Genomic DNA, 15,441 nt, shown 5'->3' on the forward strand with positions numbered 1-15,441 from the left:
GAGATCACCCGCCCGCAGGGCGGCCTCAGGGCGTACGCCCGAGCATTCGAGGAGCTGTTTCTGTGACGGTCGCCGCAGAGTGGAACAGCCGCTCCAGCACCACCGGCACACCCGGCCGGCCCCCCTTCCGGGCGAGCACACAGCGCAGGTCCTCGCCGAGACGGGCCGGAAGCCCGAGCAGATCAAGAAGCTTTTCGACGCGGAGGTCGTGCGATGAACCGGCGTACCACGCGAAAGCCCTGCATGGCCGACCGCGGGCCGGCGCGGGAAGGGAGCGGCACATGACCGACTACTGGCCCGCGGGACTGCCTCGCCGCCTCGACTACCCCGATGTCCCGCTCGGCGCGGTGCTCGCCGGCTCGGCCCGCCGCTACCGCGACCGGGCGGCCATACGCGACGGCGACCAGGTTCTCACCTTCACCGGCCTGTACGAACAGGCTGCCGCGTTCGCACACGGCCTCAGGGCGCACGGCATACGGCAGGGTGACGTGGTCGCCCTTCACCTGCCCAACACCCTGTGGTTCGCCGTCGCCTACTACGGCATCACGCTCGCCGGCGCGACAGCATGCCCGGCCAACCCCGCCCAGCCGGCCAGAGCCCTGCGCGCCCAGCTCGCCGACTGCTCCGCGGCAGCCGTAGTGACCCATCCGGAGCCGGCACCGGTGCTGGCCGAGGCGATCGACGGGCTGCCGGTCCGGCTGGTCGTCATCGTGCCGCCCAGCGCATCGGCCCCGGCCGACAGGCCGGATGACTGCGCAAAGATCTTCGGGAAGGCGGGCACCCCCCTGGAGGCCCTCGTCGCAGGCCAGAGCACCCGCCCGCCAGAGGTGCTGGTCCCCACCGACTCCGTCGCCCAGTACGGGTACACCGGCGGAACCACCGGAGCACCCAAGGGAGTGCGCATACTGCACCGCAACATCGTCGCCAACACCATCCAGGTCGCCTGCTGGCGCTCCGGGGCGCTCCCCGGGCTCGACAGCGAAGGCGGTGTGGTGCTGGACCCCTTGGAGACCTCCGGCGACTACGCCCTGGCACCGGGCAGCTACGCCACGCTGTGCATCTCGCCCTTGTTCCACGCCCTTGGCCTGATCAGCCTCAACTTCTTCCTCCTGTGCGGCGCCACCACCATCCTGAGCGGCCGCTTCCATGCGGAGTCGTACCTGGAGCAGGTGGAACGGCACCGAATCGCGTACATCCCCGGCGCCCCGGCGCTCTATCACGCCCTGCTGGCGACACCGGCCATCCGCACGCGGGACCTCAGCTCGGTCAAGGCCGTGGTGTCGGGCGGCGCCCCCATAGACACGCACTCGTTGGAGCAGCTGACAGAGGTCTTCCCCAACGCCGCCGTCATCGAGGGTTACGGCCTGACGGAGGCGACAGCAACCGTGTCCAGCGGCCCGATCGCGAAGGCCGGGCTGCGCAAGCCGGGCAGCCAGGGGGTCCCCCTGTTCGACACCGAGCTGGAGATCCGGGACCCGCTGGATCCCGGCCGGAAGGTGCTGCGGGGCGAGCGCGGCGAGATCTGGATGCGGGGCCCTCAGGTGGCCTCGGGCTACCTCGACCGCCCGGACGAGACCGCCGCGCAGTTCGTCGACGGCTGGCTGCGCACCGGCGATACCGGCCACCTCGACGCGGACGGCTTCCTGTACGTCTCCGGCAGATCAAAGGACATGCTCATCTACAAGGGCTACAACGTGTACCCGCGCGAGCTGGAGGACATCCTCGGCGGACACCCCGCAGTGCTCCAGGCATCGGTCGTCGGGAGGGCAGTGCCTGCCGTCGGCGAGGTCCCCGTCGCCTTCGTGGTCCCCGCCGCTGAGCCGCGCGCGATGGCCGAGGAGCTGATGGAGTACGTCGCGGAGCGCGTGACGCCGTACAAGCGGATCAGAGAGGTCCGTTTCGTCGACGAACTTCCCCTGTCCCCGGCCGGAAAGGTGCTGAAAACCGAGCTCCGCCGCCTGGCCCGGACGACTCGAGGCCCGGGCGAACCCCCCTCGGGCACACAGGAATCCAGCGCGCCGGACACGGCGGAAAGGCAGGTCTGACATGCGTGACGCGGTCATCGTGGACGCCGTCCGTACCCCCGTGGGCAAGCGGAACGGCTCGTTGAGCACTGTGCACCCGGTAGACCTGTCCGCCGTGGTGCTGCGGGCCCTGGCCGAACGCAACGACCTGGACCCGGCGTTGGTCGAGGACGTGCTGTGGGGCTGCGTCTCGCAGACCGGTGAGCAGGGCGGCTGCGTCGGCCGTTTCGCCGTCCTGGCCGCCGGATGGCCTGAGGAAGTGCCGGGCGTCACCATCGACCGGCAGTGCGGATCCTCGCAGCAGGCGGCGCAGTTCGCCGCCGCGGGAGTGATGAGCGGTCAGTACGACATCGTGGTCGCGGGCGGCGTGGAGTCGATGAGCCGCGTACCGCTGGGCTCCGGCCGCGAGCGGGGCCCCGGCGAACCCTTCGGCCCTGCCGTGCAGGCCCGGTACGGCGTCTCCCGGTTCAGCCAGGGGCTGGGCGCCGAGGAGATCGCGCGGCGCTGGCGGCTGAGCCGGGAGCAACTCGACGCGCACAGCCTCCGGTCGCACGCCAACGCGGCGGCAGCGATCGACGAGGGGCGGTTCAAGTCCCAGATCGTGCCGGTGGACGTGACGGATGAGGACGGTTCCGTACGCACCGTCGACACGGACGAGGGAATACGGCGGGGCGGCACGGCCGCCACGATGGCGGGTCTGAAGCCCGCTTTCACCGAGGACGGCGTGGTCACGGCCGGCAACTCCTCGCAGATATCGGACGGTGCCTCGGCGCTGCTGGTCATGAGCGGCGAGAAGGCGCGTGAACTCGGTCTGCGCCCGATCGCCCGCTTCCACTCCTTCGCCGTCGTCGGAGTCGACCCCGTGACGATGCTGACCGGCCCCATGCCAGCCACCGAGAAGGTCCTGAAGCGCGCCGGTCTGGGCATCGAGGACATCGGCGCCTTCGAGATCAACGAGGCGTTCGCCAGCGTGACCTGCGCCTGGCTCGCCGAGACCGGCGCCGATCCGGACCGGCTCAATCCCGACGGCGGCGCCATCGCCCTCGGCCATCCCCTGGGAGCCTCCGGCGCCCGGCTGACCACGACGCTGCTCCACCACATGCGAGCCACCGGCACCCGCTACGGCCTGCAGTCGATGTGCGAGGGCGGCGGCATGGCGAACGCCACCGTCCTGGAACTCCTTCCCCGCTGAGCACGAGCAGCCGGAGCAGCTGGAGTGGCCAAGCGGCCCAAGCAGCCCGAGCCCTGGGGCCCGCTCGACCAGGCGCCCACAACCGAGGAGTGCGAAAAGCCAATGGAACCTGACGAGTTCGACGCCGTTCTGGCGGCGGTGCGGGCCTTCGTGCGCGAGAAGGTCGTCCCGCGCGAGAACGAGATCGAGGAGAAGGACGAGATCCCGGCGGACCTCCGCGAGAAGGCCGCGGCCATGGGCCTGTTCGGCTACGCACTGCCCCAGGAGTACGGCGGCCTTGGCTTCTCCATGACGGAGGACGTGCGCCTTTCTCTGGAGATCGGCTACACCACGCCCGCGTTCCGCTCGATGTTCAGCATCAACAACGGGGTCGCCGGCCAACTCCTGGCGAGTACCGGCACCGAGGAGCAGAAGCGGCGCTATCTGCCGCGGATGGCCTCCGGGGAGTTGATCGCGGCGTTCACGCTCACGGAGGCGGAGGCGGGCTCGGACCCCAGCGGTATCAGGACCCGTGCCGCACGCGACGGGGACGGCTACGTCCTGAACGGCAGCAAACGGTTCATCACCAATGCCCCGCTCGCCGGTGTCTTCATGGTGTTCGCCCGCACCGGGCCGCAGAACACGGGCGCCGAGGGGATCTCCGTCTTCGCCGTCGACGCGGACACCCCGGGTCTCACTGTCGGTCCAAGGGACCACAAGATGGGCCAGTCGGGTGCCTTGAGCGCCGAGGTCTTCTTCGACGACGTACGCCTTCCGGCGAGTGCCCTCGTCGGAGAACGCGAGGAAGAGGGATTCCGCACCGCCATGCGGTCGCTGGCGAGGGGACGTCTGAGCGTAGCGGCGATGTGTGTGGGGCTGGCCGGGCGCATCCTGGACGAAAGCGTCACGCACGCCTCGGTCACCCGGCAGGGCGGGCGTCCCATCGGCGAGTTCCAGCTCGTCCAGGCCATGCTCGCCGAGTCACACGCCGAGATGTATGCGGGCCGCGCCATGGTCCTTGAGGCGGCCCGCGCGTACGACTCGGGCGAGGACCGCAGGCTGGCGCCGTCCTCCACGAAACTGTTCTGCAGCGAGATGGTGGGCCGGGTGGCCGACCGTGCCGTCCAGATACACGGGGGTATGGGATACATGCGCCACGTTCCCGTCGAGCGCTTCTACCGGGACGTGCGACTGTTCCGCATCTACGAGGGGACGAGCGAGATCCAGAAGCTCATCGTGGGCAGGCAGTTGCTGCGGGAGCACGCGTGACGGGCGGCGCGGGCGGCCCCATGAGCGAGGCGCGCGAGGCCAAGCCGGCCGGGCCACTGGCGGGCATCACGGTGGTGTCCCTGGAGCAGGCGGTGGCGGCCCCCATCTGCACCCGCACCCTCGGTGACTTCGGGGCTCGGGTGATCAAGGTGGAGAACCCGGAAGGCGGTGACTTCGCCCGGCACTACGACGACGTGGTGGGCGGCATGGCGGCGCACTTCGTATGGGTCAACCGGGGCAAGGAGTCGGTCACGCTGAACCTGAAGGATCCGGCCGGGATGGCGGTACTCCGCCGGTTGCTCGACCGCGCCGATGTGATGGTCTCCAATCTTGCTCCCGGTGCCACGGCGAGGCTCGGAATCGCGCCCGCCGACCTGGCCGTCAGCCACCCGGAACTCATCGCCGTGGAGATCGACGGTTACGGGCCGGGAGGTCCGCTGTCCCACAAGCGCGCTTACGATCTGCTGGCCCAGGCGGAGTCGGGCGCATGCGCGATGACGGGCTTTCCCGGTGCGCCGGCCAAGCCCGGTCCGCCGATGGCCGACGTGTGCACCGGCCTGTATGCCGCGTTGTCGGTTCTGGCGCTGCTCTGCGGCAAGGAGCGTGGCCATGGTCGCGGCGCCGCCGCGGTCGCGGTGAGCTTGTTCGACACGATGACGGAGTTGATGGGATATCAGCTCACCTACACGCTGCACACGGGTGTGGACCAGCAGCCGGTCGGCATGGGCTCGCCCGCGGTGGCGCCGTACGGCGCCTACCGCACAGCGGACGGCCAGACCGTCGTCCTGGGCACGACGAACGACCGGGAATGGCGGCGATTCGCGCGCGACCTTCTCGGCCGGCCCGACCTGGCCGACGACGAACGCTTTCGTACCACCTCCGGCCGGGTCGCGCACCGTGAGCTCCTGGACGCGGAGATCGCCGACTGGTGCGCACGCCATGACCTGACGCAGGTGCAGAGCGACGCGGATGCCGCAGGGATCGGGAATGCCCGGTTCAACACACCGAGCGAGGTCATATCCCATCCGCATCTGACGGCCCGCGACCGGTGGCGCCGGATCGACACGCCTCACGGTCAGGTACCCGCCCTGCTTCCACCTCCGGTCATCGCCGGCTACGAGCCACCGATGGGTGGGATCCCCGCACTCGGTCAGCACACCGACGCCCTGCTCACCGAACTCGGCGTCACCGAGGACGACATCGCTGCGCTGCGCGCACAAGGCGCGGTGGCCCCGACCCCTCGCTGAGGTGCCGGATCCATGCCTCGACGGCGCCATCGGGATGACCATCGGCGGTCGCAGCGTACGAAGACCGTGGACGATGCTGACGGCGTACGACGTGCACGGACGGCGGGCATTCGCACGACGATCGCTCGGCATCAGGTTCCGGCGCGGGTCACTTCCGTTCTCGTCTCCCGTCACATACGGCAGCGGTGATCAGCCCTCCGGCGGAGGAGACGATCTCATCGCCCGGGCTGAGCGGAACGTCCGCGCACTGACGACCGTGGCCCGGGAACTCGGGCCCTTCCTCTCCGCCGCGTACGGAAGGACGGCTGACCGCCCCCGCTGCTCAAACGTGGCCCAGGCGACCGCCGGCGCCACCGTTGAAAGAGCTGAGGCGGCGCGGCAACCTCCTCTTCCGAGGACTGGAAACCCTCCCCGCGGAGCTCTCGGCCAACCAGACCCCATGAGGTGCGCGGACGGCCGGGAATTCGCCGTGCGTGGCCTGTATCGCCTGGCATCGCGTTCCATGCCGACCTTGGTGATTTGCCATTGTGTACGTCCGTGCAGCGACCTGCCTGTCGGCCAGGGGTAAGCCGTCCTCCCAACTTCCTCCTCACGCAGCACTCTTGACGCGACCACGTCCGCCGGTATGGTCTAGTCCAAGTAGCGTGTCCCGTCCGGACTGGTGTACCCCGTCGCGTCTGCACACGGGATTCGCGCTGCCGACCTTCGCACTCTTGGTCCCCCACCCACGAGAAGCCGACCCGCCGTACCGGGTTCCCCGCAACCCTGCACATCCGCGGGACGGGCCTCCAGTGAAGGAGAGAACATGCACGCAAGGAAGAAGACGGCCGTGCTCGTCGGCGCGGCGCTCGCCCCGGTGATCGCCGTGAGCCTGCCCGCGTCCTCCGCGAGCGCACACGGTTACATCTCCAATCCGCCGAGCAGGCAGGCACAGTGTGCGGCCGGGACGATCGGCTGCGGCGACATCAAGTACGAGCCGCAGAGTGTCGAGGGCCCGAAGGGGCTGACCAGCTGCAGCGGCGGCAACTCACGCTTCGCCGAGCTCGACGACGACGGCAAGGGCTGGAAGGTCACTCCGGTGAGCAGCACCACGGAGTTCCAGTGGACCCTGACAGCCCGTCACTCCACCAGCACCTGGCAGTACTTCGCCGGTGGACAGAAGATCGCCGAGTTCAACGACAACGGTGCCCAGCCCGGCTCGACCGTCACCCACCAGGTGAACTTCGGCGGGCTCAGCGGCCAGCAGAAGGTGCTGGCCGTCTGGAACATCGCCGACACCGCCAACGCCTTCTACGCCTGCATCGACGTCAACGTCGGCGGCTGAAGCGACAGTTCACGGACCATGGGTGGAACGCCGGTTCGCCTGTGCGGGCGATGACACCCGCGCACACTCACGGACACCCCCCACACCCCCACCGTTTCCCTCCAACGGGAAACGTGCGCTCTCTCGCGCCCTGATCCATGGAGTGATTCCCCATGCGTCGACGTACGCTCGGGCTGCTGACCGCCACCGGTGCGGCAGCCCTGCTCTCCTTTGCGACCCTCGCCCCGCCGGCCCTGGCGCAGAAGACGACGGCAGCCGCCGATTTCGTCGTCAGTGAAAGCCAGTTCAACCAGATGTTCCCGAACCGGAACTCGTTCTACACGTACAGCGGCCTCACGGCCGCGCTGAGCGCCTACCCCGGTTTCACCACGACCGGCAGCGACACCGTGCGCAAGCAAGAGGCCGCCGCCTTCCTGGCGAATGTCAGCCATGAGACGGGCGGCCTGGTCCACATCGTCGAGGAGAACACCGCCAACTACCCGCACTACTGCGATACGAGCCAGCCGTACGGCTGCCCCGCGGGCCACGACAAGTACTACGGCCGGGGTCCGATCCAGCTGAGCTGGAACTTCAACTACAAGGCGGCGGGCGACGCCCTGGGCATCGATCTGCTCAACAACCCCGACCTGGTGCAGAACGACTCCGCCGTGTCCTGGAAGACCGGGCTCTGGTACTGGAACACGCAGACCGGCCCCGGGACCATGACGCCGCACAACGCCATGGTCAACAGCGCCGGATTCGGCGAGACCATCCGCAGCATCAACGGCAGCCTGGAGTGCAACGGCGGAAATCCGTCGCAGGTACAGAGCCGCATCGACAAATACCAGCAGTTCACGCAGATCCTGGGCGTGACCCCGGGCGGCAACCTCAGCTGCTGACGCCCGCCCCACCAGGGGTCGCGCCCCGCCTCGCGGCGGGACGCGATCCCTCAGCCCTTCACCGCGCCGGCGGTGAGCAAGGTCACCGCCCGCCAGCACGTCGTGCTCGGTCACGAGCGTCGCGTTCAGCCGCGACGGCCGTCTGGCGGCCAGCGGGGCCGCCGATGGCACGGTGCGGCTGTGGGACATCACACGGCACGTGGCACGCGCCACGCGCACCGTCCCCGACGGCGGCGTGAACGCGGTGGCCATCAGCCCTGACGGCCGTACGGTGTCCGGGGTCGGGGAGGATGGCACGGTGCGCCTGTGGTCGGCCGCCACCGGCAAGCCGCTCGCCACGATGACAGGCCACACCGGGATCGTCCACGCGGTCGTCTTCAGCCCCGACGGCCGCACCCTCGCCACCGCCCAACTGTGGAACACCAACCCTCAGCACACGGCCACGCGGCTGTGCACCACACTCGACCGCGACCTCACCCCGAGGACTGGCGACACTTCATTCCCGGACGACACCCACGACAGCCCCCGCATCAACAGGGGCTGGCACCGGGGCGACGACTTCGGCCTGCGCGACGAGCGCATTTGACAGCCCTGGAGGGCGTGGCCCGGGGGGTACGGGTCACGCCCCGCCGGGCCGCCGGTGATGATCAGGAGGGTGAGGCCGACAGGTCCTTGTAGAGCTCCTTGACCTTTTCTCCGGCCTCGGGCCCGCAGTGGACCAGAGGCGGTTCAGCACAGTTGCCCGGGCCGTCGTTCAGGGTGGTGGGCCTCCAGTAGGGATGCAGGGTCTTCACCATGGTCCCCTTGGCATCGAACGCGTGGGCGGTGATGCCGATGTTCCGCTCTGGCAAGTAGTCCAGGAAGGCCTCCATGGCAGCGCGCCCCCCTTCCTTGTTGATCTCCCCGTAGGCGTTCCACTCGGTGGCGATGACCGCCGCGCCCCTGTCGGTCAGGTAGCCGAAGCGGTCTGCCCACCACTTCCGGTCCTCCTCCACGGGGCTGCCCTCGCGGTGGAACCAGTAGGGGTGCGCGGCGTAGGCGGTCTGGTTCAGCTTGTCCTTCAGCCGGTGGTTCCCCATTCCCTCGAAGGTGGCTCCTTTCCGGGGGCCGTCGGCCAGCAGCACGTTGCGTGCGCCCAATTCCCGCACGATCTCGACCAGTTGCTGCTGGCCCAAGTGCTCGGCGTCGCCGTCGCGCCACCGCTCCCACTCGGCCGGACGGGGCTGTGAGCTCCCCGTGCCGGGGTCGGTGTCGGGCTCGTTGAACAGCTCGAACATCACGCCACGGTCCTGCTTGAACTCGGGGACCAGGGTCCGCAGAGCGCGTTCGGTCTCCGCCGTGGGCAGCTCGTCTGCGTCACCGCAGCCGGGGCCCTGGTCCTGGACGGACAGAATCACCACGAAGCCCAGGTCCCGGGCGAGTTTCACGCCGTTCTCGACCGACGTCAGGTAACGCCCGCCGTCGTAGTACTCGTGCTGGGGGTCGAGTCCGGACTCGCTCACCTGGAAGCGCACGGTGTCGGCCTTCCAGTCGTCCCTGGCGGCCTTCAGTTCCGCCTCACCGTGCTGGGCGAAGGTCGTGTGCGCCAGCCCCACCCACGGGTCGGGCTCGTCATTGGAGCCGAGGCATTTCTGCGGAGGGGCCAGTCCCACCATGTTGAACCCGCGCGGCAGCCACACTTGTCCGTTCTTGAGCCATGTGCCGTCCCGTAACGACACGGTCGGCGGCGCTTGCGCAGCAGCGCGCGGTTCGGCCCTGGCCGTGCCGGCCGGTTCGGCGACGGCCGTGGCCGACGCGGTGAGGACCAGGACACCCACGGCGGCGCCGAGGGCCGGCTTCCTGACGACAGTACGCATTGCTCCCCTTTTCCGTTCTCCGGGTCGTTGGAGATGCCTGGATGTCGACTCTCGCGCCAACGAGAGTTGTCCATAAGGCCGGTCCGGGGAGTAGACAACGGAAATGCCGAGGAAGGCGTGCGGCGAACGCGCCGGATCGAGGGCCAAAGCCGCGGATCGCGCGAGAGGGGGCGTGACGACGCTGCGGCCCGTCCCGTGGGCGTAGAGCGGGGTGCGGTCGTGGAGGGCGGCGGGTGCGGCCATGGGGGTGTCCCTGCGGCGCATGCCCTTGCCATCCCGGGGCTGTGCGAAGAGGACACCGGCGCGATCGCCGAGGTCCTCTACCAGTGCACAACGCGTGCACACTTGCGCGGGAACTCCCGGGAACTCCCAGGCAGAAGCGGGATGTGCTCACCACGGCAAAGGACCCCGACCAGGCTAAAAGACCAGGTCAGAGCCCTGCTGGCAGACGAGTCGGGCTGTACGCCGGGTTCTGTCGCACCGAGCGTCTCCCCCACGGTGCATTTCTGCGCGCCTCAACTCGACAGGAATGGGCTGAACTTGTGTACAACCCAGGAGATCTTGGAACATTCCTGGTAGCAGCCTGTTCCGTACCCTGGCGGCATGCGCATGCGCCCCACTTTGAACTGGACCCCTACTGAGGACCTGCCGCCGGGCACCACGGACCTGGAGCCGGTCGCCGGTGCGCTTGGCACCGGCGGTGTACTGGTGCTCAGCGGGGCGGGCATCTCCACGGAGTCGGGCATCCCCGACTACCGGGGTGAGGGCGGAAGCCTGAGCCGGCACACCCCGATGACCTACCAGGACTTCACCGCCAGTGCCCAGGCCCGGCGTCGGTACTGGGCGCGCAGCCACCTCGGCTGGCGTACCTTCGGCCGCGCCCGCCCCAACGCCGGACACCGGGCCGTGGCCGCGTTCGGGCGGCTCGGCCTGCTCTCGGGTGTGATCACCCAGAACGTCGACGGCCTGCACCAGGCCGCCGGCAGCGAGGGCGTCGTGGAACTCCACGGGAGCCTGGAGCGGGTCGCCTGCCTTTCCTGCGGGGCCTTCAGCCCGCGCCGCGAACTCGCCCGGCGACTTCAGGAGGTCAATGCCGGCTTCGAGCCGGTGGCCTCCGCAATCAACCCGGACGGCGACGCCGACCTCACCGACGAGCAGGTCGAGGGCTTCCGCGTGGTGCCCTGCGCGCTGTGCGGCGGCATCGTCAAACCGGACGTGGTGTTTTTCGGCGAGGCCGTTCCGCCGCCGCGCGTCGAGCACTGCCGCCAGCTGGTCCGCGAGGCGAGCTCGCTGCTGATCCTGGGCTCCTCACTGACGGTGATGTCCGGGCTCCGGTTCGTCCGCCAGGCAGCCCAGACCGGGAAACCGGTGCTGATCGTCAACCGGGCCCCGACCCGGGGCGACCGGCACGCCGTCACCCGGGTCGCACTCCCGCTGGGAACAGCCCTCACCGCCGTGGCCGGCCTACTGGGCATCCCCATTGACGACGAGGCGACGGCCCGGGCGAAGGAATGACGGTGACGGGCCGTCACCGGAGTGCATCGCGCCAGCCCTTCTTGCCGCCCTGGCTGATCACGACCTGGCTGCGACGGAGCGGATACCTCATACCTCGGGTACACCGCGACGATCACCGGGCGTCAGCCTCTCGCGACACCACGCCCACAAGCTCAGTAGCGGAGGCGAAACCTCACGGAAATCCCTTGTGGGACAAGGGCCCTACGCTGGAACCGAGCGCTTGGAGCCGCATTTTCCGCGGCCCGGAACGGGAGGTGAGCCGGTGGTCGACGTCCCACGACAGCGCCCGCGGCGCATCAAGCGGCTGCGCCCGGTGGGCGACGGAGAACTACGGCTGCACCACCGCGTCGTGCACGGCTACCGCCGTGCCTACCGGATGGCCGGCCACGGCCCGGTACTCGTCCTGATCCACGGCATCGGCGACTCCTCGGCAACCTGGGCCGAGCTCATCCCCGACCTCGCCCGCACCCACACGGTGATCGCCCCCGACCTGCTCGGCCACGGCGCCTCGGACAAGCCCCGAGCCGACTACTCGGTCGCCGCGTACGCGAACGGCGTGCGCGACCTGCTGTCCACGCTCGACATCGAACAGGCCACGCTGGTCGGGCACTCGCTCGGCGGCGGCGTCGCCATGCAGTTCGCGTACCAGTTCCCGGAGCGCACGGAGCGGCTGATCCTGGTCAGTGCGGGCGGCGTGGGCCGCGAGGTGAATCCGGTCCTGCGGGCGGTGTCGCTGCCCGGTGCCCATCTGATGCTCTCCGCGCTGCGCCTGCCCGGCATGGGTGTGCAAGCACGCCTGTTCGCCCACCTGATGCGAATCCTCGACACCGATCTGGGCCAGGACGCACCGGAGTTGCTCACCCTCGTGGACGCGCTTCCCGACGCGACCTCGCGCAGCGCCTTCATCCGTACCCTGCGCGCCGTGGTCGACTGGCGTGGCCAGGTGGTGACCATGCTCGACCGCTGCTACCTCACCGAGGGCATGCCCACGATGCTGATATGGGGCGACCGGGACAGCGTGGTGCCCGTACGGCACGCGTACGGGGCGCACGAGGCGATGCCCGGCAGCCGCCTGGAGATCTTCGAGGGGGCCGGGCACTTCCCGTTCCACACCGACCCCGCGCGGTTCCTCTCCCTCGTCGAGGAGTTCACGAGTACCACCGGCCCGGCCGACTGGAGCCGGGAGAACTGGAGCGGACTGCTCCGCGCCGGACGTCCCGGCAGCGCGGCGGGACAGCCGGACACCGCGCAGAACCGGGCCGCGGAGCGGGACATGAGAGAGGCGAGCGAGCGCAGCGCGACGTGATGCCGCGCGGCCCGGTCTCCTCACAGGGCGTTCTCATCGAGAGGTGGGGGTTTCCTGACGCCTCGCGTCAGCCCTGCCGTGTTGCCGACGGTTCCGGCGCACCGAGGACCGATGACGGTCAGGTCGTCCGAGGCGGCGAGGCTGATGTCCTTGGGCACGCGCAGCCCGGCGGCGCGCAGTCCCGTCAGGAGCCCGAGCAGAACATAGCTGCTGTGGACCAGCACCGCGCTGACGCCCTCGTCTCGGCGCACCAGACCCTCGGCCGCGGCCAGGCCCGCGTCAACCTGGGGCGGTACCGGGTCCAGCACGATCAGTTCGCCTCCCCCGTCGGCCACTGCCGTTCGGGCAGCCTTCCGGCGCTGCTGGTCCATCCAGGACCCGGGCGGGCCGCCGAGGTAGGCGATGCGCCGGTGGCCGAGTCCGGTCAGGTGGGCCATCAACTCCCGCACGCCGCCGGGGGTGTCGACCACCCTGAGCAGGCCCCTGACCGTGCGGTCCACCGTCACCTTCGGGAGCCGCTCGGCGAGCTCGCGCAGCGCGGCGTCCGCACTGACCGAGCCGACGAGCGGCTGGTCAGTCGTGGCAAATTGGCCGCGCAGCGAGGGACCCAGAGGACCGCCCGAACCAAGCCGCTCACGTCGGCGAAGAAGCAGGTAAACAAGCTGATCGCGTCCATCCGTGCGGTCTGCGAGCACGCCTTCGCCCACCTGAAGAACTGAAGGATCCTGGCCAGGCTCCGCATGTCACCCCGCCACGCGACCACGCTACTGAGGGCCCTGCTCGTCCTGACCCGCACCGAAGTCACGCCCTGACAGACGATCTTGGGCGAGGCAACCGCCCACGACCAGCACGAGCAGGAGATCACCGACCCACACCAGCCCCGATGACCCGCAGGTTCGAAGTTGGCAGATCTTTAATGAGTGCGGATCCTTCGCAGGGACCCGCGGGAATCTGATCTTCCGAACCGGGGAGTAAGAAACCCCGAAACTTCAATGCGACGCTGACAACGGCATTGCCGCTGGCCGTTGTCAGCGGTTGATCACCTTCACCATTTCGATCCAGGAGTCCGGTCCGATGACACCGTCGGGTGTCAGTCCTCGGCCGCGCTGCCATTGCGCCACGGCGTTGGCGAAGGTGGCGTCCGCCGGGGTCGATCCGGGTGATGCAGTCAGCCGGGTGATGGCGTCGAGGTGTTCGCCCCAGCGTAGGGCTGGGGCGTAGGAGGTGTTCAGACGGATCGCCCGGGCTGCGGCGTCGGGGTCGAGCACAGTGGCCGGTGCGGCCGGTCCCGACTCCTGTTGGGAAGTGGAGGGGGTGCCGTCGCGGACCTTGAGGATGGCGAAGTACCGGCAGGTCTGCCCTGATTGCTGGGGTACGACGAAGCCCTGGGCGTCGATCGCGATCGTCTTGGCCTTCACCGATTGGCTGACGTTGCCGCCGACGGCGGTGAGCTTGCGTCCGACCCGGTCCACAGAGGTGACGACGTCGCAGTGCGTCGACCACGCCGTGCCGTTGTCGATCGTCGCGTAGGTGACACCGCCGCACCCGCCGCCACCGTCCCGATCCGCGCAGACCAGGTCGCCCACCTCGGGAACGATCTTCTCGACCGGGTAGGCCCAGAAGGGATTGGCGGTGTTGCCCGCCTCGGCGTTGTGTTTGGCGGCGCTGACGTACTCGCGATGTGCCGTGCTGTAGGCGAAGGCGCTGCCTGCGCCGGCTTGGCGCATCACCCAACTGATGAAGACCGCGCTCCATGGATGGCCGCCCTGCCACGAACTGCTCTGCAGTTCCGACGCGCTCACCGTGATCCCGACGCCGGTGCGGTAATAGTCCTGGAGCGTCGCCGTCATCGCCGACTCGGTTTCGACACGAGCCCCGTTGCTCCACCGAGCCCGCTCCTGTTCGGCGAACTGCGCGATCTTGGCCCGCAACGAGCCGGCGCTCGGGGCGCCGCTGCCAGAAACGCCGCTGGGGACACCGCCGGGGACGTAAGCAGAGCCGTCCGTCGTCGGCGGGGTGGTGCGCAATCCGCGGCGGTGAGCGTCAATCGCGGCGATGTCGCGTTTCGCCGCGTCCCCTGAGGCATAGGGCCAGCGTTCCCACTTCCCGCGAACATCGATATGGGCGAAGGTGGCGCCGATCCCGACCCCGATGTCCCGGCCGCACGCGTCCAGCGCGGCCTTGGCGATGTCGAGTCCGGACATTCCCGCGACACTGATGTCGGCTGCCTGTCCGCTGCAATGCCGACTGCGGGTCGGGACGGAGCCCCGATCGCGGTACACGGCCACGTTGCGTGCCCAGGACCGGTACCCCGAGCTGATAGTGACGGGCTTGCCCAGCCGATCGCGCAACGCCTGCAGGCAGTGCACCAGCGCGGGGGAGATCCTTGCGACGTCGGCTGCCTTCCCTCCACTGGTCACGAGCTCGCCGACAGTGAAGTTCGGGGAGAGCATATGCGACCGGACGGCGGGGCCAGTGGCCCAGAGCGGGAGTTTGGTTGCGTACGGATCCCAGTGCTCCTCCTTCTCTCCGGTGGCGCCCACGGCCGGGCTCAGAGTCAGCCCGGACGGGAACGCCTCCTCCTGTACCGGGCTCCCGGCCAGCTCCCACTCGGCCAACTCCACTTCCCCGGACTCGGACTCGTCGGAGATCTCCGGAGCGAAGGACTCGTAGCGCGCTTCGGCGACGAACTCGGCCAGGGACATCTCGGGGCCCGACTCCCCATTGTCGGGCCCCTTTTCGGTCGGCCGGAACACCTCCTGGGCGACCCAGTTCGGGGGCTGCTGTGCGGTGGACGGTGGATCGGCGGTGAGGGACTCGGTCCAGTCCCAGGTCTGCGGGCGGGTCATCG

At 69.4% G+C, this 15,441-nt stretch carries 13 protein-coding genes and 2 pseudogenes; 12 read left to right on the plus strand and 3 right to left on the minus strand.

Annotation, left to right across the window (positions count from 1 at the left end; all coding sequences use genetic code 11):
• The 10 genes and pseudogenes from G6048_RS48795 to G6048_RS51070 all read left to right on the plus strand — a co-directional run.
• Positions 1–217 (plus strand): hypothetical protein (locus G6048_RS48795; RefSeq protein WP_206342204.1); only part of this gene is annotated, 217 nt, incomplete at its 5' end.
• Between the two features lie 64 nt (positions 218–281).
• Positions 282–2,045, plus strand: coding sequence for a class I adenylate-forming enzyme family protein (locus G6048_RS27510; RefSeq protein WP_165342280.1), 1,764 nt, complete (start codon positions 282–284; stop codon positions 2,043–2,045).
• 1 nt (position 2,046) lies between these two features.
• Complete coding sequence (locus G6048_RS27515; RefSeq protein ID WP_165342281.1) at positions 2,047–3,216, plus strand: thiolase family protein; 1,170 nt, start codon at positions 2,047–2,049, stop codon at positions 3,214–3,216.
• 102 nt (positions 3,217–3,318) lie between these two features.
• Positions 3,319–4,464 (plus strand): acyl-CoA dehydrogenase family protein, encoded by a 1,146-nt coding sequence (locus G6048_RS27520; protein WP_165342282.1) that lies wholly within the window; start codon positions 3,319–3,321, stop codon positions 4,462–4,464.
• A 20-nt stretch (positions 4,465–4,484) separates the two neighbouring features.
• Entirely contained in the window at positions 4,485–5,711 is a 1,227-nt protein-coding gene (locus G6048_RS27525; protein WP_165342300.1) for a CaiB/BaiF CoA transferase family protein, read from the plus strand.
• 205 nt (positions 5,712–5,916) lie between these two features.
• Positions 5,917–6,003, plus strand: a pseudogene (locus tag G6048_RS49965) (TetR/AcrR family transcriptional regulator); the annotation flags it as partial.
• A 513-nt stretch (positions 6,004–6,516) separates the two neighbouring features.
• Positions 6,517–7,035, plus strand: coding sequence for a lytic polysaccharide monooxygenase auxiliary activity family 9 protein (locus G6048_RS27530; RefSeq protein WP_165342283.1), 519 nt, complete (start codon positions 6,517–6,519; stop codon positions 7,033–7,035).
• A gap of 152 nt (positions 7,036–7,187) precedes the next feature.
• A complete protein-coding gene (locus G6048_RS27535; RefSeq protein ID WP_165342284.1) occupies positions 7,188–7,913 on the plus strand; it encodes a chitinase in 726 nt (241 codons plus the stop codon).
• A gap of 115 nt (positions 7,914–8,028) precedes the next feature.
• Positions 8,029–8,088, plus strand: a pseudogene (locus tag G6048_RS51515) (WD40 repeat domain-containing protein); the annotation flags it as partial.
• 24 nt (positions 8,089–8,112) lie between these two features.
• Positions 8,113–8,499: a WD40 repeat domain-containing protein gene (locus G6048_RS51070; RefSeq protein WP_328827117.1), complete on the plus strand. Its 387-nt coding sequence runs from the start codon at positions 8,113–8,115 to the stop codon at positions 8,497–8,499.
• 61 nt (positions 8,500–8,560) lie between these two features.
• Here the strand turns inward: G6048_RS51070 and G6048_RS27545 are convergent, their stop codons facing one another.
• The gene (locus G6048_RS27545) at positions 8,561–9,769 is read right to left on the minus strand and encodes a glycoside hydrolase family 5 protein (RefSeq protein WP_165342285.1); all 1,209 of its coding nucleotides are present in this window, start codon (positions 9,767–9,769) and stop codon (positions 8,561–8,563) included.
• Between the two features lie 603 nt (positions 9,770–10,372).
• On the opposite strand from G6048_RS27545, the gene G6048_RS27550 reads away from it, so the two are divergent.
• Both G6048_RS27550 and G6048_RS27555 read left to right on the plus strand, forming a co-directional pair.
• Entirely contained in the window at positions 10,373–11,284 is a 912-nt protein-coding gene (locus tag G6048_RS27550; protein WP_165342286.1) for an NAD-dependent protein deacetylase, read from the plus strand.
• A 262-nt stretch (positions 11,285–11,546) separates the two neighbouring features.
• Positions 11,547–12,590 carry an alpha/beta fold hydrolase gene (locus G6048_RS27555; RefSeq protein ID WP_165342287.1) on the plus strand — a complete coding sequence of 348 codons (1,044 nt, stop codon included), beginning with the start codon at positions 11,547–11,549 and terminating at the stop codon, positions 12,588–12,590.
• 20 nt (positions 12,591–12,610) lie between these two features.
• Here the strand turns inward: G6048_RS27555 and G6048_RS51520 are convergent, their stop codons facing one another.
• Both G6048_RS51520 and G6048_RS27565 read right to left on the minus strand, forming a co-directional pair.
• A complete protein-coding gene (locus G6048_RS51520) occupies positions 12,611–13,285 on the minus strand; it encodes a substrate-binding domain-containing protein (RefSeq protein WP_328827120.1) in 675 nt (224 codons plus the stop codon).
• A gap of 333 nt (positions 13,286–13,618) precedes the next feature.
• Positions 13,619–15,439 carry a DUF2272 domain-containing protein gene (locus G6048_RS27565; RefSeq protein WP_165342288.1) on the minus strand — a complete coding sequence of 607 codons (1,821 nt, stop codon included), beginning with the start codon at positions 15,437–15,439 and terminating at the stop codon, positions 13,619–13,621.
• Positions 15,440–15,441 lie beyond the last annotated feature (2 nt).

Origin of the sequence: Streptomyces ureilyticus, assembly GCF_011045025.1 — a bacterium.
GTDB lineage: Bacteria > Actinomycetota > Actinomycetes > Streptomycetales > Streptomycetaceae > Streptomyces > Streptomyces ureilyticus.

Coding starts and splice junctions, on each gene's coding strand:
- G6048_RS27510 (WP_165342280.1), top strand. CDS start 282: ATGACCGACTACTGGCCCGCGGGACTGCCTCGCCGCCTCGACTACCCC.
- G6048_RS27515 (WP_165342281.1), top strand. CDS start 2,047: ATGCGTGACGCGGTCATCGTGGACGCCGTCCGTACCCCCGTGGGCAAG.
- G6048_RS27520 (WP_165342282.1), top strand. CDS start 3,319: ATGGAACCTGACGAGTTCGACGCCGTTCTGGCGGCGGTGCGGGCCTTC.
- G6048_RS27525 (WP_165342300.1), top strand. CDS start 4,485: ATGAGCGAGGCGCGCGAGGCCAAGCCGGCCGGGCCACTGGCGGGCATC.
- G6048_RS27530 (WP_165342283.1), top strand. CDS start 6,517: ATGCACGCAAGGAAGAAGACGGCCGTGCTCGTCGGCGCGGCGCTCGCC.
- G6048_RS27535 (WP_165342284.1), top strand. CDS start 7,188: ATGCGTCGACGTACGCTCGGGCTGCTGACCGCCACCGGTGCGGCAGCC.
- G6048_RS27545 (WP_165342285.1), bottom strand. CDS start 9,769: ATGCGTACTGTCGTCAGGAAGCCGGCCCTCGGCGCCGCCGTGGGTGTC.
- G6048_RS27550 (WP_165342286.1), top strand. CDS start 10,373: ATGCGCATGCGCCCCACTTTGAACTGGACCCCTACTGAGGACCTGCCG.
- G6048_RS27565 (WP_165342288.1), bottom strand. CDS start 15,439: ATGACCCGCCCGCAGACCTGGGACTGGACCGAGTCCCTCACCGCCGAT.